The following is a 20,629-nucleotide window of genomic DNA, read 5'->3' as shown; positions in this document are numbered from 1 at the left end:
ATACGAGACCTTCTGCCGAGCGCAAACGCCGAGACCATCTGAGCGGAAAGAACCTGCGTTCGAGCGCGACGGCCGGACCTGAAGGCTGATCGTTGGGCGTTCGGCCGTACCCCTCCGGTGAGAACCGCCTTGCGCTGATGCAGGGAGGCGCGAAGACATAGTCGTATGACTGAGCATACGACTATGCCGAAGGTGTCGCGGCTTGAGGTGATCCAGACCGGGTCGCGGCGTCGCTGGACGCTGGAAGAGAAGCGGCGGATCGTCGCCGAGAGCGATAGCGGCACGCGGCAGGTCTCGGCAACCGCCCGGCGGTATGGCTTGTCGACCGGTCAGTTGTTCACCTGGCGTCGGCTGGCACGCAAGGGGCGACTGGGCGGGAATGCCGAGCCCGTGTCGTTTGCCGAAGCGGTGATTGCGGATGGAGGATCGGCCGCGGCGGCATCGCCGCCTCCCGCTGGTGGGTGCAGACGCATGGAGATCGTGCTTGCGGATGGGCTGCGGGTCATCGTCGAGCAAGGCGTCGATCCCGGTGCGCTGGCGCGGATGATCGGCGCGCTGGAGCGGCGATGACGATCCCTATTCCGAGCGGGGCGCGGGTGTGGCTGGCGACAGGCCGCACCGACATGCGCAAGGGGTTCGATGGGCTGGCGCTGCTGGTGCAGGAGACCCTCAAGCGCGATCCGCATGGCGGCCACCTGTTCGTATTCCGCGGCCGGCGCGGCGACCTGATCAAAGTGCTGTGGCACGATGGCCAGGGCATGTGCCTGTTCTCCAAGCGCCTGGAGCGCGGCCGCTTCATCTGGCCGTCGCCGGCGGACGGGACGGTGGCGATCACGCCGGCCCAACTCGGGTATCTCCTGGAAGGGATCGACTGGCGGCTGCCGCAGCGGACATGGCGGCCGGAGGCGGCGGGCTGAACGCGTTGGAGCGCGATAGGAAGGGCATACAAACCGCGCGCCCTGTGATTCCATCATTGGCGATGAGCCCCAGTGATTCTCCCACGGATGAGATCGAGAGATTGACGCGCCTGCTGCGCGATCGCGACGCCGAGATCGCGCGGATGCGTGCCGAGGCGACTGGCGCGGAGGCTCTGATCACGCATCTGCGTCTGACGATTGCGAAGATGCGGCGCGAGCTCTTTGGACAGCGCAGCGAGCACAAGGCGCGGCTCCTTGACCAGATGGAGCTTCAGCTTGAGGAGCTGGAAGCAACTGCGGCGGAGGACGAACTTGCGGCCGAGAAGACAGCCGCTGCTGTTGGCGAGACGCCGCCGCTGTCTGCGTTCCCGCGCAACAAGCCTGCGCGCAAGCCGTTCCCGGCGCATCTGCCGCGCGAGCGGGTCGTGCTGCCCGGTCCCGATGCCTGCGCCTGCTGTGGCTCGACCCGGCTCGCCAAGCTCGGCGAGGATGTTACTGAGACACTGGAGGTGGTGCCGCGGCAGTGGAAGGTCGTGCAATACGTGCGCGAGAAGTTCACCTGCCGGGACTGCGAGAAGATCACGCAGGTGCCTGCGCCGTTCCACGTTCTGCCGCGCGGCTTCGCCGGGCCTTCTCTGTTGGCGATGATCCTGTTCGAGAAGTACGGGCAGCACCAGCCGCTCAATCGCCAGTCGGAGCGCTACGCGCGCGAGGGCATCGCGCTGAGCCTGTCGACGCTCGCCGACCAGGTGGGCGGTTGCGCGGCGCTGCTGCGGCCGCTGCATGATCTGATCCGTGCGCACGTGCTCGCGGGCAACCGCGTCCATGGCGACGAGACCCCGGTGCCAGTGCTTGCCAAGGGCCAGACGGCGACTGGACGGGCCTGGGTCTATGTGCGCGACGATCGCCCATTCGGCGGCCACGATCCACCAGCGGCAGTGTTCTTCTACTCGCGCGACCGCGCGGGCGAGCACGCCGAGCGTCACCTGCACGGCTATGGCGGCATCCTGCAGGCCGACTGCTACGCTGGCTTCAACCGGCTGTACGAGGCCGGCCGCAAGGGAGGGCCGATCACCGAGGCCGCTTGCTGGGCGCATGCTCGGCGCAAGTTCTTCGTGCTCGCCGACGTCACCGCCAAGGCGCGTGGCAAACTCGCCGTCATCGCGCCGATGGCGTTCGAGGCGGTGAAGCGCATCGACGCGATCTTTGACGTCGAACGCAAGATCAACGGCCGGGTGCCGCTCGAACGGCTCGCCGAGCGCGCGCTGCGCGTTGCGCCGCTGGTCGCTGATCTGCAGATCTGGATGCGCACCGAGCGCGCTAAGCTGTCACGGCACTCCGAGGTCGCCAAGGCCATGGACTATATGCTCAAGCGCTGGGAGACGTTCGCGCGCTTTCTCTCCGACGGCCGCATCTGCCTGACCAATAACGCCGCCGAGCGCGAGTTGCGCGGCATCGCACTCGGCCGCAAGGCGTGGCTGTTCGCCGGCTCCGATCGCGGCGGCGAACGGGCCGCCGTGATGTACACGCTGATACAGACCGCCAAGCTCAACGACGTCGACCCTCAGGCTTGGCTCGCCGACGTCCTCGCTCGAATCAACGACCACAACATCCGCACGCTTGACCAGCTTCTGCCTTGGAATTGGAAGCTCTCAGCCCAGAAGCTCGTCGCCTGATCCTTGGACTGGCGGGGCGGCAATCGACTAACCCGCGGTCTTCACCGGATACTTACGTTCGGACTCATGCGACAGCAACCGCCATTCGCGATCGCTTGCTCGTTTTCCGCCCGCGAGCGGATGCTTGAAATCCGGATCGGTCCATTCCGGGCAAAGAACCGGACCTGAATCAGCCGGCACCGATGTCGCAGCATTGATGGCATGGCGAATTGCCGTGCGAAGCATCATCAGACCATTCGCCTCGCGCAGGCACGCCGACCCGTCATGCAGCCGCTATTTGTCCCGAGCGACCCGGAATCCATTTGAAGAATACCGGACGTCGTAGTCGTATTTGAACCGCGCCGCTGACCGTACGTATTTGGGGTCGTTGTTGTACGCGCCGCCACGGAGCACGCGCTCCGCGCATGCTGGTTTTATCAGAGCCGCGCCGTCATTGGGCGCACCGCGATAGCCCTCGGTCCAGCAATCCTCCACCCATTCTGCGGCGTTGCCGGCCATGTCATAGACGCCGAAGCCGTTGGGCTTGAATGACCCCACCTCGATCGTGCTGTTGTGAGGCACGCTGGTGCAGCCCAGGCAGTTTGCTCGATCCTTTTCGAAGGCGCGTCCCCACCAATAGGCCGACGTCGTCGATGCCCTTGCAACATATTCCCACTCGCTTTCCGTCGGAAGGCGGTAGGTCTTTCCACTCTTGTGCGACAACCAGGCGATGTAGCTCTTGGCGTCGTTCCAATCCAGGTTGGTCGCAGGCCGACGGCCGCGCCCAAGACCTCGATCGTCCGGCCGGTATGTGCAGCCCTTATCCGCGACGCACGCATCCCATTCGTCGTAGGTCACTTCGAAGCGTCCGATGTAGAACGGCTTTCGAATTGAGACTTCATGAGGTGGTCCTTCGATCGGACTATCGGTGGAGCCCATCATGAAGCGGCCGGCTGGGATCGACACAAGCTCCGGGCATTCGGGGCAGTCTCGGATGGGAGCGGGCGGCTCGCTGGCCATCGACGCGAGCTTTTCGGCGCCCTTGGAGAGGATGCCTTGAAGCCGCTCACGCGCCGCGGACGCGAAGGCGCCGTTCGGATAGGAATCGAGGTAGGCCTGAAAGTCGGCCGCGTTGGCGCTATCCTTGATGGTATCCCAAAAACCCTGCTCCAAGGGCGCTGCGGGAGGAGAACGGACCGCCTGGACCCCCCTCTGCTCGGGATTCGGCATGACGACGAAGTCGGCAGTATCAACCGAACTTTCCCAAGGCACCTGCTTGTTTCGCGTCGCCTTCGCCACGGCCGCCTGGGTGAGGCCGAAGGCCTCCTTGAACGTCCGGCCCGAAACCTTGGCCGCCTTGACGAACTCGCTCGCGAAGAGGCCCTGGGTTCCCTTCTGGTCATCGACGGTCTGGCCGGGCGCCGCCGGATAGACCTGGGTTATGCCGTGGATGGCGCTCACATTCGCAAGGCCGTTCGTCTGGGGCGATATCCTCCTTTGCCAAGGATTGTTCCTTGTTGCATCGAGAATGACCACGGCCCCCTTGGGCCGATCCACGATCAGGGGATCAAGGATGAGATCAACATCGACTGCCTGAGAGCGTACATCTGCGTCCGACGAAATGGTCGCGTCGACAGGCACCAAAAAATTTCGATCCTGGCTCTGAACCGCGTGACCTGCGAAATACACAAATGCCGTGTCACCTGCCTGGAGCTTCTGGCTGAACTGCTTGATCGCAGCCTGGATCTCCGCGCGCTTGGCATCCTCCGCATAGACGATGTCGAACCCGCCATCATGCAGAAGCGCCGCCATCGCCTTGGCGCTGGCGATCGCCGTACTGATGGGCGACGATGGATACGCGTCGTTGCCAATAACAAGCCCGACCCGCTTTCCCGGCGATGACACCGTTGCGTCCTGCGCCGCCGTGGAAGTCACCTCGAGCAACGAAAAGATTGCCGCCAGGGTCAAGAACAGGACTAATGCGCGGTTTCCATTCAAAAATGCCATGAGCCTACGCCTAAGCTGCACCAATTACCATCTTTGCAATGCACAAATGGATGTCTGAGATAGTCTGAAATAACCGCCAATCCGGATCAACTTAATATGCTGATCCATCGGCAGCAATAAGTTGCGGACAAGCCGAATTGGTCCTACGTTTCGAACGTTTCATTGATCGGCGGCAACGGCATCGGGGCGGTCGTGAAGGTTATTGGCTTGCGCTCTATTTTTCTGTTGATCCTTATCCTCGCGGCGTCACTGAATCCTGGGAAGGTGCACGCCCAAGGCCGCGTCGCGCTCGTCGTCGGAAATGCGACCTATCTGAACGCGCCGGCGCTGCGGAACAGCGGCAATGATGCCGACGACATTTCCCAACAATTGCAGCGTCTGGGATTCGACGTGCTTGATGGTCGCAATCTCGATGGCCGGGCCATGCGGGTGGCCCTGGCGCGCTTTGCGCAGAAATTGAAAGGCTCCGACGCAGCCCTGTTCTACTACTCCGGTCACGGCTTGCAGATGGACGGGCAGAATTATCTCGTTCCGATCGACACCCCGGTCGACGGCAATTCGATCATGCCGTTTGACCTCGTCAAGCTCGACGACGTGATCGAAGCCCTTTCCTATTCGACGGGAACGCGACTGCTCATTCTGGACGCTTGTCGCAGCAATCCGTTCACGAAGAGCCTCGCGCAGCGAAACGGCACGCGTGGCGGGGAGGTCACGAGAGGCCTTGCCCGGATCGAACGAACACAGGGCATGCTGATCGCCTATTCCACCCAGGCCAACATGATTGCGGCTGATGGTTCAGGCCGCAACAGTCCCTTCACGCAGGCGCTGCTGCGCGAGCTGCAGGAGCCGGGCCTCGAGGTGGGAACGTTGTTTCGACGCGTTGCCATCGAGGTGAATCGCAATACTCAGGGGCAGCAAACGCCCGAACTGTCCGTCTCGCTGCTCGGAGAATTCTACTTGAATCAGCACGAGAGCGACATCGATGCGTGGAAAAGACTGGGACCATCAGCGAATGCGGCTGCGCTCAAGGAGTTCATATCCAAATATCCGTCCAGCACTCTTGTGGGCGCCGCGCAGGCCCGGATCGATGTTCTGGAAATTGCCGGCGAGCGAGAACGACTGATCCGGGAATACCAGGAGAAGGAGCAGCAGCTCCGGCGGGAGCTCGATCAGGCCGAAGAGGGGTTTCGGAAGGCGAGCAACGAGCTGAAGCAGATCAGGCAGCGCAACGAATCGATCGCAGCCGATAAGGACAAGAAGGCCGGCTCTGGCGATCAGCCGGCTGCGGTCGCCGCCGCTCCGGAAGCGGAAAGAAGAGAGCAAGACCGGCTTGCAATGCAGGTCTCCGCGCTCGAAGCCAACAAGAAGAGGCTCGAAGAGGAACGGGCGTCCTTGGAACGGGCGTTGCAGGACAAGTTGATGAAGACGCAGTCGGACCGCGCGCGGGCCGAGCAGCGCATCTGGAGAGAAAATGGGCGATCGCCGGCCATTGCAAGCGAGACCCGCGCTGCTCCCACAACGCGGTCGGCGGCAAGTTGTCAGGATCTCACCGCCCGCGCTCAATTGGGGGACATCACCGACGCCGATCGGTCGGCGCTTCGGCTGTGTCGCTAGTGCGATGGATTTGACATTCGCTTCAGCGTGGCCGGGGGAGATTTAAGAACGTCATCCAGACCGCACGAGATCATGATTTCGCTGGTGTCCAAAGGCTCCGACATTCATGGACGAGCCCGCGGCAAACCGATCCGAATGTCAGAGCCGGGCACGCGCCGGGCTCCGTTTGAGGATATGAATGATGTTTGATCGCCAGGCTCTTCTGCCTCAGCTCCTTTGCGCGGCCAGTCTCTTTTGCGCGGCAGCCCCGCTGGCTCTCGCACAGGGGACGCCAAGCCCGCAAACGGCGCCGCCTGCGCCGGCTCCTGCCCAGCCGCCGCCAACGCCAATTCCGTTTGAGGACGCGGTGCTGCGGGCGGCCAACGATCTGCTGTCCAAGGCCGTCTTGCCGCCGGCGCCGGCCAAGGTCGAGCTCGTCATCGATCCCTTGATCGATGGTGCGAGCGGTTCCCAATCCTCGGCAACCCGGCTCATGCAGGAGCGGATCAAGGATGTCATCAGCACGTCCTTTCCGCGCTTTGTCGTCCAACCGTTTTCGAGCGAGACGCTGGCGCGGTCTCCATTGGTTCTCATCGGCACGCTGACGGCCATCAACAACGCGGGCGCGCCCGACGGCGTGCGCGATGCCTACAGGGTGTGCCTGGCGCTGGCCGATTTGCGCAGCGGGAGCATCGTGTCGAAGGGTGTTGCTCGCGCCAAGCCCGAGGCCATTGATGTCACGCCGTCTCCAGCGTTTGCGGACAGTCCGGTCTGGGCGAATGATCCGGCAACAAACACCTATATCAAGGCCTGCCAGGGGTCGAAGCCGGGTGACCGCCTGGATCCCGTCTATGTCGAGCGGATCGCAACCTCTGCCTTTGTCAGCGATGCCATCCTGGAATACGACGACAAGCGCTATCGGGAGGCGCTGGCCTACTATCGCACGGCACTCGAGATGCCCGGAGGCGATCAATTGCGCGTTCGCTCCGGTATCTATCTGTCCAACTGGAAGCTGAATCGCAGAGTGGACGCGACGGAGGCCTTTGGCCGGCTGGTCGACTACAGCCTGGCTGGAAACCGATTGTCCGTGCGGCTCCTGTTCAAGCCAGGGACGACCAAGTTCCTCGACGATCCCGAGATCACGGCGCCTTATCCAATGTGGTTAAGTCAGATCGCCACCCGTGCGATGCAGCGCGATTCCTGCATCGATGTGGTCGGCCACACGTCGACCACGGGTCCTGTGCAGGTCAATGAACGTCTTTCCGTCCTGCGCGCGCAATTCATCAAGGATCTGCTGCAGAGCGCATCGCCCGCGCTGTCTGGCCGACTGACGGCGATCGGGGTCGGATCGAAAGAAGCCATCGTCGGCACGGGGCGTGACGACGCCAGTGACGCGATCGATCGTCGCGTCGACTTCAATGTGCGGCGCTGTTGAATCGGTCGGGTCAAAACTGTGGTGCGCGGCCCGGCCGCGATCGGGTTGGAGTTCGGAAGTCAGCCCGCCTTGGCTCCCAAGGGCTGCCGCGGGATGACTTGCCGGATTCATCCTCCGGATAAGTCGATCTCTGCTCAGTGCTCCAGCCGCCGATGATGATGCCGTCGAGGCCTGTGTGGCGGGCGACCGGTGGGCGTCACCGTGACGTTGATGGCTTCCGAGTAAACGGGCGGGTCGTGCGGAATATGGCTCGCATCCGCGAACAACAGCCGCAATGTGTGCTTGCCGGGCGACAGCGATATCTTGGCCTCGGTCTGGCCGGCGCCGAAGTGAACGTGATTGAGGTCGTTAGGTATGGGTTGGTCGAGCGGAGGCAGATTGGCATCGATCAGCAGATGATGGTGACCTGTATTCGGCTTGTCCAAGCCTGCCGGGGCGACGCCCATATTGAGCAGGCCGAAGCGAACGACCGTGTTCGGTTTGATATAGGCGCCATCGGTCGGATAGATGAAATAAACCTTGGCATCCTTGGGAGAGAGCTTCCGGCCGCCGCTGGATGAAGCCTGCGGAGGCGGAGCCGATGCCTGCTCCGCAACTTTGACCTTGATGCGGTCGGACACGATCGGCGGATTGTGCGGAACGTGGTTCTTGTCGCCGAACACGAGCTGAAGCGTGTGCTCTCCTGGCGTCAAAGTCAAATCGGTTTCGGTCTGGCCTGATCCGAAATGGAGATGCTGGGAGTCGCTTGGGATCTCGGCATTGAGCGGCGGGGTCGGAGCGTCGATGATCAGATGGTGATGTCCGGAGTTCGCCCGGTCGGAGCCCGCAGGCGCCACCCCCATGCCGCGCAGGCCGAAATGGATCGTGGTTTTGGGCGGTATCGTATCGCCATCCTTCAATCCGACGAAGTAAACGGCGGCGCCTGGCGGCGACGGCGTAGGCCCGCCGGTTTGGGCCTGGGCGTTCGCAGTGTCTTTCAGTATAAACAGACCAAACAGCAAACAAACGAACAAAGTCGATGCTCGTCGTTCCATTGCAATCTCCTCAATGGCGCGCGCCGGGCGTTTTCAATCAACTCCGGAACGATATCGATTTGCCACGCCAAGTAAATCGGATTCTGACGGTCAGTACCGCGGATCAGATTCGGCAATCAGCACAGGTGATCGGGACGTTAGAATGGCGGATGTCAGGTTGCGGCGATCGCAGCAAGAAAGCTCGCAAGATCGGCCCAGAGCTCGCCGGGCTCTTCAAGACCGATGCTGATGCGCAGCAGGGATTCCGACGCGTCCCACGGCCGTACGCTGCGGTCGCTTTCGACGTTCATCGGGGCGATCAGGCTGTGCGTGCCGCCCCAGGATGCGCCGATCGCAAACACGCGAAGCGCTGCCATGGCCGGATAGACCCGATCCTTGAACTCGGGCTTCACGACGATGCTGAACACCGCGCTCGATCCCGCGAAGTCCCGCTTCCACATCTCATGGCCGGGACAAGAGGGCAGGGCCGGATGCAACACCCGGCTTACCACGGGCGAGGCCTGCAGCCGTTCGGCGAAATCCTTGGCGACGCGTCCGGCATGCGCCATGCGAACGCCCATGGTCTCGATGCCGCGCAGAGCCAGCGCGGCCTCGTCCGGCGAGACGCCGATGCCGAGCATGCGCAGCACATCCTTGAGCGCCTTGCGCAAGGAGAGATCCTTCACCGTGATCGAGCCGAGCAGCAGGTCGGAATGGCCGCCGACATATTTGGTCAGCGCTTCCACCGCGAAATCCGCGCCGTGGGCTAGCGGCTTGAACAGCAGCGGACTGGCCCAGGTATTATCGCAGCCGGTCAGCACGCCCTTGGCTCGCGCGATCGCCGCGATCGCCGGGACGTCCTGCACCTCCATCGTTCCCGAGCCCGGCGATTCCATCCAGATCAGGTGGGTCTTGGAATCGATGATGCCGGCGATGCCGTCACCGATCAGCGGATCGTAAATCGCAAATTCGATGCCGCGCGGCGCCAGATAGTCTTCGCAGAGGCGGCGCACTGGCGGATACACGGTATCGGGGATCAGGACTTTTTGCCCCGGCAGCAGTACGGCCAGCATCGTCACCGCGACCGCGGCCTGTCCCGATGGCACCAGCACCGTGCGGACACCGCCGTGAAGGTCGGTGAGCTGTGCCTCGAGCGTCCGGGTCGTCGGCGTGCCGTGCAGCCCATACGTATAGCCGTCGAGGCCGCGCTCCGCTCGCCGCGCGAAAGATTGCGGATCATCGTAGACGATTGTGGAGGCGCGATAGGTCGGGACTGCCAGCGAGGCAAATCCTTCGTGGGAAACGGCGGGGTGCTGAACGCAGCGGGTCAGGTCGTGCATGGAAACCTCAGTCCGGGGTGACTGAGGCTAACGAACCGGCGGGTGCCTGCAATTGAAATAAAGGCATCAGGCTATGTGTTTCAGTTATAGGGGCACATGGAGTTCACTTCCCGCGCCATTCGCTCAGATGACGCGGACCGCCATTGAAGACCGAATTTCTGCCGGCACGCTTCGGACAAATCGAGAATGCATCCATCGCCCGTGGCCGCGGTCGCCGGCGTGACGAAACAATTCGACGATTTTCCTTCACCGGCTGGCTTTCCTTCCACGCGCCCCAATCTCGGATGTCCAGCTCATCACGGCAGTGTCATGAATAGCGGTAGCGGAGGTCGTATATCGGCTAAAGCACAACATGTCAGCGGATGTGCAGCGCGATCAGTTCGGCTACGCAAGCCGGACGTTGGCCGCCTTCGATCTCGATCACGAGTTGATAATTGACCCGCAGGCCATTGGGCGGAACATCCTCGATCTCGGCAACGCTGGTGCGTCCACGCAGACGCGATCCCGCCGGAACCGGGGCAAGATAGCGGATGCGGTCTGCGCCATAGTTCAGCGTGTTCTTCAGCCCCTTGAGCCCTATCACGGAGCGGATGAACATCGGCGCGAGACTGAGCGAGAGCAGTCCATGCGCGATGGTCCTGCCGCCCGGAAGTTCTTGTTTCGCACGATCCTGGTCGACGTGGATCCACTGCTCGTCGCAGGTTGCTTCCGCGAATTTGTTGATGCGATCCTGCGTGATCTCGATCCAGTCGCTGACACCCACTTCGGTCCCGACGGCTGCCTTTATGTCATCAAAGCCGTTGAATATCCGCATGGCCGTGCACTCCAGACGACGCAGAGCGTCAGATTTTCATTTTCGCTTCCTGCACGGAGACTGCTTTCATGGCAGGCTCTGTAGCCTCGCGGCAGCGTGGGGCCTGTAGAGCGGCGGACTTTGATTTGGGTCAATGTCCGCGCGGTCTCACACCGCCTTGTCGTTGCCCACGCCTATGCCGGCCAGCATGTCCGACCAGAGCTTGCGGACCTGGACATGTCGGCCCTCGACTGCCGCGCTGACCGCCTCGCGGCAGGGAAGAAGATCCTGTCCTTTCAGGAAAATAATCTGCGCCTGCATGATGCGGCCGTTCTCGAATTCGATACGGCGGAGCGCCATCACGAAGGGGTCTTCCGCCAGGACTGGGTCCGGCAATAGCGCGGCTGGGCGGATCGTCGCATGCACGGCGTGACCGAGCGCTGCGACGTCGACCACGCGCGCGATGATCGGGTCGGGCAGGCCAATGAGCGGCTGCGGCAGCCAAGCGGCCTCCCACGAGGCGGAGAGCACCAGTAGTTCGGGATCGAAGACCCAGGATGTCGTGCGCAGCAGCAGCGCCACGATTTCCGTCTCGCGATAGAATTAGGCGTTGAGCTCGGTCTGCCAGCCCGCATTCAACGGCCCGTACAGCGTGAAGGCCAGTTGCCGCGCCAGGGCGCCGTGGGCCGAGACGAGGAATGCCGCAATGCGGGTCTGCTGGCGCGGCGGCACGCGGCCGCTCGCGTCCAGCGGACCGAGGAACGGGCTCACGCGAGCACCGTCGCACGCGGAATGGCGCGCAGATGATCCTGTCCGGCGGGAAAGGGGATCAGCGCGCCACCTGCCGTTTCCGGCGCGATCCAGACAGATTGCTTTCCCGCCCATCGCTTGGCCAGCACGTCCTCGGCGAAAGTCGCGAGCAAATCCGCTGCCAGTTCGGGTTTCTCGAGCGTGAAGGCGTGATAGGCGCGCGGGACGATCACCAGGGCACTGTCGGCAATATGAACCCGCAAGGTCTCGTGCAACGAACGCGGCGTGAGAAAATCGAACTCGCCATTGAGGATCAAGGTCGGGGCCCTGATGGAGGCCGCCTGGAGTGGGGCATTCCATGAACTTGGAGCAGCCGGCGCTCTACGCGGGCAATCTTGGAGCCTGGTTCGGTGGCCTGCAGAGCGACGCAGTCTACAAGACGAAGCGGATTGGGTTTTGGGGGCTGTTCGATCACTGGCAGCCGGACAGTCACGCCTTCTGATCGATCAGTTCGGCAGTCGCGCACCGATCCTTTCATCGGCATCGTTCTCGAAAAAGAGCCGGGCTTTCGAAGTCCCGACCGGCGTAGCCTGCTGCGCCGGTCGACCAACCTCGCGCCACCGAAAAGCGGACTTATCGGAAACTCGTTGTCAATGTCAGGGCCACTCCCAATTTCGATGACGGGCGGGCGATTGGCAATGTCGTGCCCGAAATAAGCCAAAAGGTCGGTTCTAATCATCATCGCTGCGGTTCGGATCACGTCGGTCCGGCATTGCAGCAATTGACTGATCGACGATGCCGCGCATGGGAGGGTGTCATGGCTTTTCGGAATCAGGCGGCCTTCAACAAACCGAGCAGCCGCATGATGGCGGAAGGCATGGACTTGCGGACGTCCAACGCCATCGTCGATCACCGCGGCAATGTCCTGGCTTATGCCCAGACCGGCGGCATCATCGCGCCGACACGCTTCGAGATCGCGCCGGGCACGACACTGTTTCGGTTCGGCAATATTACCGCGGGGGTGCATCGCGTCGCCGGCGGTGCGTGGTGGATGGAGCAGGCCGCTTTTGAGAAGCTCTTCAACTTCGCGCAGGTTCATGACCTCTCGGTTGGGGTGGCGCTGCGCTACCTTTGCCTGGTGCCGCCGGAGTGGAGCGACGCGACGCTGTTGATCCGCGCCAGAGCGGTGGCGCCGCTCCTCGCCTGGCGCGGCCTCGCCAATTCGGTTGTGACGAAAGCGAATGATGGCGGTCCCGCCGTCAGGATGCCGCAACAAAACGAGATTGCCGCGCGCCGGGTTCATCAGCTCTTCATTCCCGGGCTCGATGGAGGTGCATTGAGCATCGAGCAGGATTATCCCCTGGACAAAGAGTCCAGTCGACGCGGTTTCCTCTATCTCTGACGCGAAAGGCGCTGCGCGTCCCGGGATGCTCACAAGCACCTCCGGCTTTCGAAATGCCATTCGCGTGTTGGCGGTCGCCATCCGCGCGATCGCGCACTCGCCTTCAATGCACAAATTGAATTGATCGATGCTCAATAGCATGTCGATCCCGCAAGGAATGTCTTCTAGAGGTCCTTTGTTCCAAGCAGAAAACGGCCCGGGGAAATTACCGGGGTCGAGCTGGAGGCGAGGGAAATGCCGGGCGCCCAATGTCGGGGGCTTACGCGATTCATCGCCGCCAGTCGCACGAGGGCGGACCAGACATGACCAAGGTTGCGCTGTCAGGCGCCGATGGACAGCTCGGCCAATTCTTACGCCGGTGCTTGCTCGCTCAGGGTATTGCCCTCCGCTCGGCCGGCCTTCAGCCGCTCGAGCCGCTTCATCCCGAGGAGGATCTGACGCACGGCGACCTCCGTGATCCCGACGTCGTCGATCGGCTGCTGCAGGGCGTCGACGTTCTGATCCATATGGCGGGCACCAGCGTAGAGCGGCCCTTGCCTGAAATCGTTCAGAACAATTTGTTCGCGCTCCACGAGGTGTATGAAGGGGCGCGACGCCACCGTTTGAAACGCGTGGTATTCGCCAGCTCCAATCATGCGGTCGGCATGCACAAGACGAATGAACGGCTCACGCTTGATTGCGACTATCGCCCCGACGGCTTGTACGGCCTCAGCAAAATGTGGGGCGAGGGCCTAGCCCGCCTCTATTGGGACAAGCACGGCATCGAGAGCATATGCGTACGGATCGGAAGTGCGCTCGAGCGGCCGACCGAATTCCGCCACCTCAGCACCTGGTTCGGCTTCGAAGATCTCTTGCGGTTCATCAATTGCTGCATCAAGACGCCGAATGTCGGTTTCATCACTGCATGGGGCGTATCAAACAATTCCCGGAGCTATTGGACGCCGACGGGCTGCGAGGCTCTCGGTTACCGGCCCATGCAGAATTCCGAGGAATTCGCGTCTGACATCATGCGGCAGCAGAACCCGCTTGACGTGGTCGGCCAGCGATATCAGGGCGGCAGCTTCGCTGCTTTTGACTACACGCCGCGGGATCAGCGACCCCGCGGCTGCTGACACCGCAGCCGCGCGGCCAAAACACGCCAAATCCAAGGGGCGATTTCAGGGAGGACTTAAATGAATACGCAAGACCTAAAGGCCTTCACCAAGGCCTCCACGCGCTACCGATGGGTCGTTTGCGGATTGCTGTTCCTCATTACGACCATCAACTACATGGATCGCAACATCCTTGGCGTGCTCAAGCCGACGATTCAGGGCGATCTGCATTTCAGCGAAACCGATTTCGGCAATATCATCTTCTTCTTTTCGTTCGCTTATGCGATCGGCTATGCGGGCATGGGCTGGCTTACCGACAAGATCGGGATTCGCTACGGCCTTGCCGTCGCCGCGGTGCTGTGGTGCTTGGCGTCGATGGCGCATGGCATGGTTGCGTCCGTCGCCGGCTTCATGGTCGCCCGCCTTGTGCTCGGCCTTGGGGAGGGCGGCAACTTCCCGACCTGCATCAAGACGATCGCTACCTGGTTTCCGGTGCGTGACCGCGCGCTCGCCACTGGTATTTTCAACAGCGGCAGCAACGTCGGCGCGATGCTGGCACCGCTGATCGGCGCATTGGTCGTCAGCCTGGCTGGCTGGCAAGCCGCTTTCTATGTGACCGGGGCGATCGGTCTGGTTTGGGTGGCGTATTGGCTGATCGTCTATCGCAGCCCCGCCGAGCACCCTCGGGTGTCGCCGAGCGAACTCGCCTACATCAACAGCGACCCGGAAGTCGCCGCAGACAAGGTCCCGTGGGTCAAGCTGCTGGCTTATCCCGGAACGTGGGTTTACATCGTCGGCGGCGTGCTCACCAATCCCGCCTGGTGGTTCTACAACAACTGGGTTCCGAGCTTCCTTAATAGCAAGTTTCACGTCACGTTGTTTGCCGTGGGCTTGCCGCTCGTCGTCATCTACCTGCTTACGGATGCCGGCTCGATCGCCGGCGGTTGGATCTCGTCGACCCTGATCAAGCGCGGCATGGATGTGTTCACCGCCCGCAAGATCACGCTGCTCGTCTGCGCAGCCTGCACCGTGCCGGTTTTCCTTGCGCCGCAGCTGGACAGCATGTGGGCCGCGGTCGTCCTGATCGGCGTTGCCATGGCCGCTCACCAGGGATTTTCAGCCAACCTGTTCACGCTGGTGTCCGACACCATGCCGCGCGGAGCCGTCGCCTCCGCGGTCGGGCTCGGAGGCGGCATCAGTTCCCTGGCGGGAGCATTTTCTGCCGCGGCTGTCGGCCGGGTGCTCGACGCGACCGGGAATAACTACACAGTGGTGTTCTTCGTCTGTGCCAGCGTCTACGTGGTTGCTACCGCGATCATCCACTTCGTTTTGCCGCGGACGAGAGCCGCGATCGTTACGGCAGACGAGGGGCTGGTGTCGGTCGGTTGAGGTCGCGCTCCGGACAACCACACGGGTTGTCATCGTTCGCGATGGTCGTAGGGTCGTCGCCATCAGATTCGCCCGGCGTAAGCTTGCTCCGGGCGAATGAGTTGAATTCGTTCGTGCCCCCAAAGATTGGAAGGGGCGAGGTGAGCGGAGGCAGCCGCGGCTTCCTGGTGCGCTCAATTAGCACCTGTAGCAACTGCGCGACTCTCGCCGTCATCAGGCGAACCAGCGCAGATGAGGGCATTCCGTCCATCCCGTCGAGATCATGATACCGCAGGATGGATTTGCTTCGAGCCGCCTGCACCCATTAGTAACAATTCTGATTTAATCACAGGGAGCCGATGCGTTCGGATCTGGCATCGTGAGGATACGACGGCCATTCCATGTCGCACGGCTCGGAGGAAGGTGAAAATTACTGGCCAGGGTACGTCGATGCGTTGACGTCCATGGTGCAGGTGCTGGCCTTCGTCATGATGATGCTGGCAATGGCCGTGTTCGTGCTGTCGCAAAGCGTGTCGAAGAAGGCGATCGAAGCCATCGCCAAGGCCGTCAACGCCGAGGTCAAACCCGACTCGGACGTCAAGCAGCTCACGCAGGCCGTGGTCGCGCAGATCGATCGGTTGCAGAAATCCGCTCCGGCCGCAGACCAGAGTCCGGCTGCCAAGTCGATCCCTGAAGCCGCGACTCAATCCGAGAACGACCGGCCAACGACCATGCGGATGAGCGCACGACAGACGCAGCCGTCTCAGGCTGCGATCGACGTGCCATCGGATGCGCCGCGACTGACGGTTGGCTTCGCTGACCGAAGCTTCAAGATCGAGGCCGACCAGGCGCAGTCGATCGCAAGCTTCATCGGCGAAAATCAGGGCGCCACCGCTGGCCAGACGGTCGTCGTCAATGCCTATGCGTATTCCGGTGAAGGAGCCATTTCGGAAGCGCGGCGGCTTGCCTATTACCGCGGGATGATCGCCCGCAAGCAGCTGGTCGACGCGAAGGTCAAGCCGGAAAGCATTCGGATCAGCGTCAACGATACCACCGACAAGTCCAAGGGAATGACGGTCGAGCTGATCGTCGCAGGCAGCGCCCACTAGCCGGCGCCGGGCGAGGGACCAGGGTCATGGAAAAGCAAATCGCGCAGATCCGAAACAAGATGATCGGATTGATTGCGATCATCGCGCTGGTCAGTGCCTGGCAGCACGAGTTCATCGCCGAAGGCGTGGCTGCGCATGTCTATGTGACCGGTTCGATTCTGGCTGCTTTCGCGTTCTCGATCGTGATGTCCTTCATCTTCGTCTCGAAGCTCAAGAACGAGGTGATCGCCTTCAACGCACTGAAGGAGATGTGGGACGACATCCGCAAGGGGCCCACGGAGCAGGCGGCGGATCCGCTGTGGCGCCATTACCGTTGCTCACGGCCGGGACGCCTGTTCCGGCGGCCGCGACTCCTGGGACATGCCTACGACCTCGTGACCGAGGAGCTCGCGCGCACCAAGAAGATCCGCATCTCCGTCGAGACGATGAACACGCTGGTTCACAAGATCAGCCAGACCATCGACGATGAGAAGTCGCTGCTCGGCTACATGTCGGGCCTCCTGGTGTTCATGGGCCTGATCGGCACCTTCATCGGCCTCCTGCACATGGTCGGCTCGATGGGCGGCATCATCGGCACGCTGGCCAGCTCGACCGGCGGCGGATCGGCGGGCGCGGATGCATTCCAGCAGCTTCTGGGCGCCTTGCAGGAGCCGCTCAAGGGCATGGCGTCGGGCTTTGCGGCGTCGCTGTTCGGCCTGTTCAGCTCGCTGATCGTCGGCCTTCTCAATCGCCTGGCCGGGCAGGCGGCCGGCGTGTTGAAGCACGAGTTCGAATCCTGGCTGGCCGGCGTCGTGCAGATCGGGGACCAGGAGCGCGAGGAGGCCATGGCGCCGAGAGGCTTCCACGGGCCGGTGGACGGCTCGATGATGCTGGCGACCGCGACCATGATGGCCGACTACTCGAAAGTTGCGTCGAGCTTCGATGATGCGGTCCGGCTGTTGCACAGCCTGCAGGCGAGGCAGGAGGATCACGCCCGGCTGATGGAAGGCGTGATGCAGACCCTCTCGCAGCTCGGCAGCAGCCTCGACGCGCTGACGAGCGGCGTGACACACACCGTCACCACCGAATTGGCTGCGACGCGGGGCATGGTGAGCGACCTTGCCGGAGCTCACAGGCAGTTTGCTCAATTGCACGCCGACACCTCCGCGCGGCTGGGTGACGCCATCGAGCAGACTGCGCAGACGTCGGAGCGATTGTCGGCGCGCCTGACCGACGACATGGGCACGCGGATTCAAGAGGCGGTCAAGGATGCGGTCGCTCCGATGGGGCTCTCGGTCGCCGACCAGATGCAGCGGCTCGAGCAGGCCGTCGCGCAGTTTTCGCAGCGGCGTCCCGCCGAGCACCGTCTTCCCGGAATGAGCGGCGATCTGCCGATCGAAATTCGCACCGATGTCGAGCCCGAGCTCTCGCCGAGCCTTGACTGGCTCAAGCGCGATGCCGGCGTATCGATGACCGCCTATTCGGACGGGCGGCAGCAGGCGGATCGCGGAGACATGGTTGCGAGCAACTGATGTCCGACTGCGACGTGATGAGAGAAGCAGGAGCCTTCCGATGAGCAATGCAGCCAGCAGGAGCGTGATCGGGCTGCCGCGGCTTTCGCTGCCAAAGCTTCGCAGGAGCAAGAAGCCGACGTTTTCCAGGCGCCACAACCGTCATGCCTGCGTCCTCATCGGCACCATGAAAGTCATCGAGATCGGCGCCGAGTTCGACGGCGCGCTGCTCGAGGTCTCGCTCGGCGGCTGCACCTTCCGGCAAGCCTCCATGTTCGTCCTGGACCGTGTGAACGAGGTGGTGCTCATCCATACCGAGTACTTCGAGATCGAAGGCCGCATCCGCGCGGTGCGTCCCGAAGGCTACGGCATCCAGTTCTTCGGTGAGATCGAAGAGAGCGTGGTCGATCGCATCATCGACGAATACGGTTTCAACGTCGCTGATTCGTTCCTTGCGAAGCGCAACTAACACGCGATTAGTTCGCTCATGCTCGATATCGAGCAGAATTTGCAACTAATAATAATATTACCCGGACAAACGCATCCTTGGGTGACTACGTAGTTATACGGCCATCCGGAAAATGGTAGGGCGAATGGCCCACGTTTTAGTCGGCATTAACGATAATGGAGCATTAACAACGATGTAGATGTTCGTATTTTTGGCGTCGTGAACCATGAGTGTCGTTTCTGAATTTCCGCGGATGGTCCGCGACGGGTGCTTGCGCGGTGCTCGCGCCGCAAACCTTTCTCCGACCGTTCCGGCAGAGTAATGGCTCACGCGTGCTCATGGGTTGCGGGGATGCGCAGCCGATCCGCCGATGTTGCGCGGCTCGCGGCGCTCTCGCTTCTGGCGGTCCCGCTCGGGGCGTGCGTGACGACCTCGGTGCCGAACAGCCCGTTCCTGACCGCGGTGGTGCGTCTCAATCCGCTGACTCCCCCGCCGGAATCCGTCGCCCACGCCAATGCCGCGGTCATCGGCCCGCCGGCGATACGGCCGGTTGCGTCCGAGGTAAGCGCGCAAAGCCGGAAGGCCGAGCCCCAGGCCACGACCGCTGACGTCGCAACAACATCCGCAGTCGGACCGGCCGTCGAGCGAAAGGAGGTCTATCCTCAGGTCGCCAGCGCCTCGAGCAATCTGGCATCGATCGCCGCTCCATCAGCGCCGCAGATCGCAAGGCCAGGCTCGAATGACATTGCCAAACCCGCGCTGAAGGGACGCGGAATTCTGCTCGGCGAAGCCGTCGGAGCCGCTGTGCTCAGCCACCCGCTGATGGGCGCGCAGGCGGCCAAGGTGACGGGATCGCTCGCGGACGTCCGCACCGCGCAAGGTGCGCTCAAGCCGCAGCTCCAGGTCTACGGCGGTTCCGGCGGCTCCTATCTCGGATCGTATGTGAATTATCCGCAGCAGTTTAGCGACGTCGCCATTCCCGGCAGCTCGCGATCGGACGCGGGATTGACGCTGCGGCAACTCGTCTATGATTTCGGTGCAGCGAAAGCGGACATTGCGCGCAGCAAATCGCTTGTTGATGCCGAGCGCCTTCGCCTGGCGGACCAGGCGGAAGACATCGCGCTGCGCACTGCCAATGCCTACTTCAACCTGCTGGAGCAGCGCGAGCTGATTGCGCTGATCGACCAGGTCGTCGCTGACGACAATGCGTTTGCCAAGCTGGTGACGCTCAGCGAGAGCCAGGGTAATGGCACCGTCGCCGACGTCAACCGGATCAAGTCCAAGGTGATCGAGGTGGAGGCGGTGCGGACCGACATCACGACCTCGCTCAAGACGGCGGAGGACGAGTTCTTCCGGCTCACCAAGCTTGATCCGGCGCAGGTCCGGCGATCGCCGCCGCCGCTGCCCCGCATTCCCGCCTCGTATGAGCCTGCGCTCGCGGCGGCCAGGCAATCCAATCCGTCGCTGCTCGCCCTGAGCGCGAACGGCGCCTCGATCGACTATCAGCTCGCCTCGCAGAAGGCGCAGCAATTGCCGCGCGTGGACCTGCAGGGCGACGGGCTCGTGAAGCACTATATCGGCAATGCGGCGGCAAGCCAGGGCATCGTGGATTCGCGCCTGATGGTGATGGTGTCCTACAAGCTGTTCGACGGCGGCATCATGGCAGCGCAGGCCGATCGGATCCGCGAGGACAAGAAGGCCAACGACTTCCGGACGCTGGATGAGAAGGAAGGCATCGAGCTCAATCTGAAGCGCTTCTACCAGGCGTTGTCGGCCAATCGCATCAAGGAGGCATCGGCGATCCAGGGCATCGCCACGGCGCAGAAAGCCAACACGCTTTATTTGGAGCAGTTCAAGGCCGGCAAGCGCACCGTGTTCGAGGTGCTGGACAGCCGCATGGTCGTCTTCACCATGCAGAAGAACGCCGTCAACGGCAAATACGAGCAGCTTCGGGCCGCCTACGGAATTCTGCGCAATGTCGGAACGCTGGTCGAGACGGCCGTGCGCTCTCCGGCCGGCTAACGAGATGCCCGGGTGTCTGCTGCATTGTTGAGCCTGTTGCCCGAACCGATCCGAGCGGCGGTCGGTAATATCCCAAGATGCCCCGGCTGCCGGCTTTTTGGCAGTGAGTTTTAACAGCCAGTAAACCAGCCGGCGACCTCGCCGCTCGCGAGGCTCGCCGGTGTTCTAAGAGGAAGTCCACGTTAACGAAGGACAC

General features: G+C 62.5%; 21 protein-coding genes. 13 read left to right on the top strand and 8 right to left on the bottom strand.

Annotated features, from left to right (window positions below; translation table 11 throughout):
- Window positions 1–165 precede the first annotated feature (165 nt).
- The 3 genes from tnpA (at window position 166) to tnpC (ending at window position 2,593) form a co-directional block, all read left to right on the top strand.
- The gene (gene tnpA / locus P6U24_RS32195; protein ID WP_407153975.1) at window positions 166–570 is read left to right on the top strand and encodes an IS66-like element accessory protein TnpA; all 405 of its coding nucleotides are present in this window, start codon (window positions 166–168) and stop codon (window positions 568–570) included.
- Window positions 567–917 carry an IS66 family insertion sequence element accessory protein TnpB gene (gene tnpB, locus P6U24_RS32190; protein ID WP_407153976.1) on the top strand — a complete coding sequence of 117 codons (351 nt, stop codon included), beginning with the start codon at window positions 567–569 and terminating at the stop codon, window positions 915–917. Before tnpA ends, tnpB begins: the two co-directional genes overlap by 4 nt.
- A gap of 62 nt (window positions 918–979) precedes the next feature.
- Complete coding sequence (gene tnpC, locus P6U24_RS32185) at window positions 980–2,593, top strand: IS66 family transposase (RefSeq protein WP_407153977.1); 1,614 nt, start codon at window positions 980–982, stop codon at window positions 2,591–2,593.
- Between the two features lie 27 nt (window positions 2,594–2,620).
- On the opposite strand, the gene P6U24_RS32180 is transcribed toward tnpC, so the two are convergent.
- On the bottom strand, window positions 2,621–2,821 hold the full coding sequence (locus P6U24_RS32180; protein ID WP_407156436.1) for a hypothetical protein: 201 nt from the start codon (window positions 2,819–2,821) through the stop codon (window positions 2,621–2,623).
- A gap of 45 nt (window positions 2,822–2,866) precedes the next feature.
- A complete protein-coding gene (locus P6U24_RS32175; RefSeq protein ID WP_407156435.1) occupies window positions 2,867–4,579 on the bottom strand; it encodes an SUMF1/EgtB/PvdO family nonheme iron enzyme in 1,713 nt (570 codons plus the stop codon).
- Window positions 4,580–4,741: 162 nt separating this feature from the next.
- Between P6U24_RS32175 and P6U24_RS32170 the strand changes: the two genes are divergently transcribed.
- The gene (locus P6U24_RS32170; protein WP_407156434.1) at window positions 4,742–6,193 is read left to right on the top strand and encodes a caspase family protein; all 1,452 of its coding nucleotides are present in this window, start codon (window positions 4,742–4,744) and stop codon (window positions 6,191–6,193) included.
- A 472-nt stretch (window positions 6,194–6,665) separates the two neighbouring features.
- Window positions 6,666–7,607, top strand: a complete 942-nt coding sequence (locus P6U24_RS32165) for an OmpA family protein (protein ID WP_407156433.1) — start codon at window positions 6,666–6,668, stop codon at window positions 7,605–7,607.
- 134 nt (window positions 7,608–7,741) lie between these two features.
- Here P6U24_RS32165 and P6U24_RS32160 read toward each other — a convergent pair whose 3' ends face one another.
- The 6 genes from P6U24_RS32160 to P6U24_RS32135 form a co-directional block, all read right to left on the bottom strand.
- On the bottom strand, window positions 7,742–8,641 hold the full coding sequence (locus P6U24_RS32160; protein WP_407156432.1) for a DUF4399 domain-containing protein: 900 nt from the start codon (window positions 8,639–8,641) through the stop codon (window positions 7,742–7,744).
- Window positions 8,642–8,793: 152 nt separating this feature from the next.
- Window positions 8,794–9,960: a cystathionine beta-lyase gene (gene metC, locus P6U24_RS32155; protein ID WP_407156431.1), complete on the bottom strand. Its 1,167-nt coding sequence runs from the start codon at window positions 9,958–9,960 to the stop codon at window positions 8,794–8,796.
- Window positions 9,961–10,315: 355 nt separating this feature from the next.
- Window positions 10,316–10,774, bottom strand: a complete 459-nt coding sequence (locus tag P6U24_RS32150; protein ID WP_407156430.1) for a MaoC family dehydratase — start codon at window positions 10,772–10,774, stop codon at window positions 10,316–10,318.
- 147 nt (window positions 10,775–10,921) lie between these two features.
- Window positions 10,922–11,335 carry a hypothetical protein gene (locus tag P6U24_RS32145; protein WP_407156429.1) on the bottom strand — a complete coding sequence of 138 codons (414 nt, stop codon included), beginning with the start codon at window positions 11,333–11,335 and terminating at the stop codon, window positions 10,922–10,924.
- 21 nt (window positions 11,336–11,356) lie between these two features.
- Window positions 11,357–11,524, bottom strand: coding sequence for a hypothetical protein (locus tag P6U24_RS32140; RefSeq protein ID WP_407156428.1), 168 nt, complete (start codon window positions 11,522–11,524; stop codon window positions 11,357–11,359).
- Window positions 11,521–11,778 carry a hypothetical protein gene (locus P6U24_RS32135; protein ID WP_407156427.1) on the bottom strand — a complete coding sequence of 86 codons (258 nt, stop codon included), beginning with the start codon at window positions 11,776–11,778 and terminating at the stop codon, window positions 11,521–11,523. The genes P6U24_RS32140 and P6U24_RS32135 overlap by 4 nt, the downstream gene beginning before the upstream one ends.
- A gap of 83 nt (window positions 11,779–11,861) precedes the next feature.
- Between P6U24_RS32135 and P6U24_RS32130 the strand changes: the two genes are divergently transcribed.
- From P6U24_RS32130 to P6U24_RS32095, 8 genes are all read left to right on the top strand, one after another.
- Complete coding sequence (locus P6U24_RS32130; protein ID WP_407156426.1) at window positions 11,862–12,005, top strand: hypothetical protein; 144 nt, start codon at window positions 11,862–11,864, stop codon at window positions 12,003–12,005.
- Window positions 12,006–12,206: 201 nt separating this feature from the next.
- Window positions 12,207–12,905 (top strand): hypothetical protein, encoded by a 699-nt coding sequence (locus tag P6U24_RS32125; RefSeq protein ID WP_407156425.1) that lies wholly within the window; start codon window positions 12,207–12,209, stop codon window positions 12,903–12,905.
- 248 nt (window positions 12,906–13,153) lie between these two features.
- Window positions 13,154–14,017 carry an NAD-dependent epimerase/dehydratase family protein gene (locus P6U24_RS32120; RefSeq protein ID WP_407156424.1) on the top strand — a complete coding sequence of 288 codons (864 nt, stop codon included), beginning with the start codon at window positions 13,154–13,156 and terminating at the stop codon, window positions 14,015–14,017.
- 60 nt (window positions 14,018–14,077) lie between these two features.
- The gene (locus P6U24_RS32115; RefSeq protein WP_407156423.1) at window positions 14,078–15,385 is read left to right on the top strand and encodes an MFS transporter; all 1,308 of its coding nucleotides are present in this window, start codon (window positions 14,078–14,080) and stop codon (window positions 15,383–15,385) included.
- Between the two features lie 380 nt (window positions 15,386–15,765).
- Window positions 15,766–16,473 (top strand): hypothetical protein, encoded by a 708-nt coding sequence (locus tag P6U24_RS32110; protein ID WP_407156422.1) that lies wholly within the window; start codon window positions 15,766–15,768, stop codon window positions 16,471–16,473.
- A gap of 26 nt (window positions 16,474–16,499) precedes the next feature.
- Window positions 16,500–17,984, top strand: a complete 1,485-nt coding sequence (locus P6U24_RS32105; RefSeq protein WP_407156421.1) for a hypothetical protein — start codon at window positions 16,500–16,502, stop codon at window positions 17,982–17,984.
- Between the two features lie 40 nt (window positions 17,985–18,024).
- Complete coding sequence (locus P6U24_RS32100; protein ID WP_407156420.1) at window positions 18,025–18,432, top strand: PilZ domain-containing protein; 408 nt, start codon at window positions 18,025–18,027, stop codon at window positions 18,430–18,432.
- Window positions 18,433–18,762: 330 nt separating this feature from the next.
- Window positions 18,763–20,433, top strand: a complete 1,671-nt coding sequence (locus tag P6U24_RS32095; RefSeq protein WP_407156419.1) for a TolC family protein — start codon at window positions 18,763–18,765, stop codon at window positions 20,431–20,433.
- Window positions 20,434–20,629 lie beyond the last annotated feature (196 nt).

It is taken from the genome of Bradyrhizobium sp. STM 3557, from assembly GCF_045571465.1.
In the GTDB taxonomy this organism is placed as follows: Bacteria; Pseudomonadota; Alphaproteobacteria; order Rhizobiales; family Xanthobacteraceae; genus Bradyrhizobium.
Note: the sequence above shows the minus strand (reverse complement) of the source record. Positions and strands in the feature narration are given on the sequence as shown.

What these genes read in the sequence shown, in the direction of transcription:
- tnpA (WP_407153975.1), top strand. Translation starts at nt 166, where the DNA reads ATGACTGAGCATACGACTATGCCGAAGGTGTCGCGGCTTGAGGTGATC.
- tnpB (WP_407153976.1), top strand. Translation starts at nt 567, where the DNA reads ATGACGATCCCTATTCCGAGCGGGGCGCGGGTGTGGCTGGCGACAGGC.
- tnpC (WP_407153977.1), top strand. Translation starts at nt 980, where the DNA reads ATGAGCCCCAGTGATTCTCCCACGGATGAGATCGAGAGATTGACGCGC.
- P6U24_RS32180 (WP_407156436.1), bottom strand. Translation starts at nt 2,821, where the DNA reads ATGATGCTTCGCACGGCAATTCGCCATGCCATCAATGCTGCGACATCG.
- P6U24_RS32175 (WP_407156435.1), bottom strand. Translation starts at nt 4,579, where the DNA reads ATGGCATTTTTGAATGGAAACCGCGCATTAGTCCTGTTCTTGACCCTG.
- P6U24_RS32165 (WP_407156433.1), top strand. Translation starts at nt 6,666, where the DNA reads ATGCAGGAGCGGATCAAGGATGTCATCAGCACGTCCTTTCCGCGCTTT.
- P6U24_RS32160 (WP_407156432.1), bottom strand. Translation starts at nt 8,641, where the DNA reads ATGGAACGACGAGCATCGACTTTGTTCGTTTGTTTGCTGTTTGGTCTG.
- metC (WP_407156431.1), bottom strand. Translation starts at nt 9,960, where the DNA reads ATGCACGACCTGACCCGCTGCGTTCAGCACCCCGCCGTTTCCCACGAA.
- P6U24_RS32150 (WP_407156430.1), bottom strand. Translation starts at nt 10,774, where the DNA reads ATGCGGATATTCAACGGCTTTGATGACATAAAGGCAGCCGTCGGGACC.
- P6U24_RS32130 (WP_407156426.1), top strand. Translation starts at nt 11,862, where the DNA reads ATGAACTTGGAGCAGCCGGCGCTCTACGCGGGCAATCTTGGAGCCTGG.
- P6U24_RS32120 (WP_407156424.1), top strand. Translation starts at nt 13,154, where the DNA reads ATGTCGGGGGCTTACGCGATTCATCGCCGCCAGTCGCACGAGGGCGGA.
- P6U24_RS32115 (WP_407156423.1), top strand. Translation starts at nt 14,078, where the DNA reads ATGAATACGCAAGACCTAAAGGCCTTCACCAAGGCCTCCACGCGCTAC.
- P6U24_RS32110 (WP_407156422.1), top strand. Translation starts at nt 15,766, where the DNA reads ATGTCGCACGGCTCGGAGGAAGGTGAAAATTACTGGCCAGGGTACGTC.
- P6U24_RS32105 (WP_407156421.1), top strand. Translation starts at nt 16,500, where the DNA reads ATGGAAAAGCAAATCGCGCAGATCCGAAACAAGATGATCGGATTGATT.
- P6U24_RS32100 (WP_407156420.1), top strand. Translation starts at nt 18,025, where the DNA reads ATGAGCAATGCAGCCAGCAGGAGCGTGATCGGGCTGCCGCGGCTTTCG.
- P6U24_RS32095 (WP_407156419.1), top strand. Translation starts at nt 18,763, where the DNA reads ATGCGCAGCCGATCCGCCGATGTTGCGCGGCTCGCGGCGCTCTCGCTT.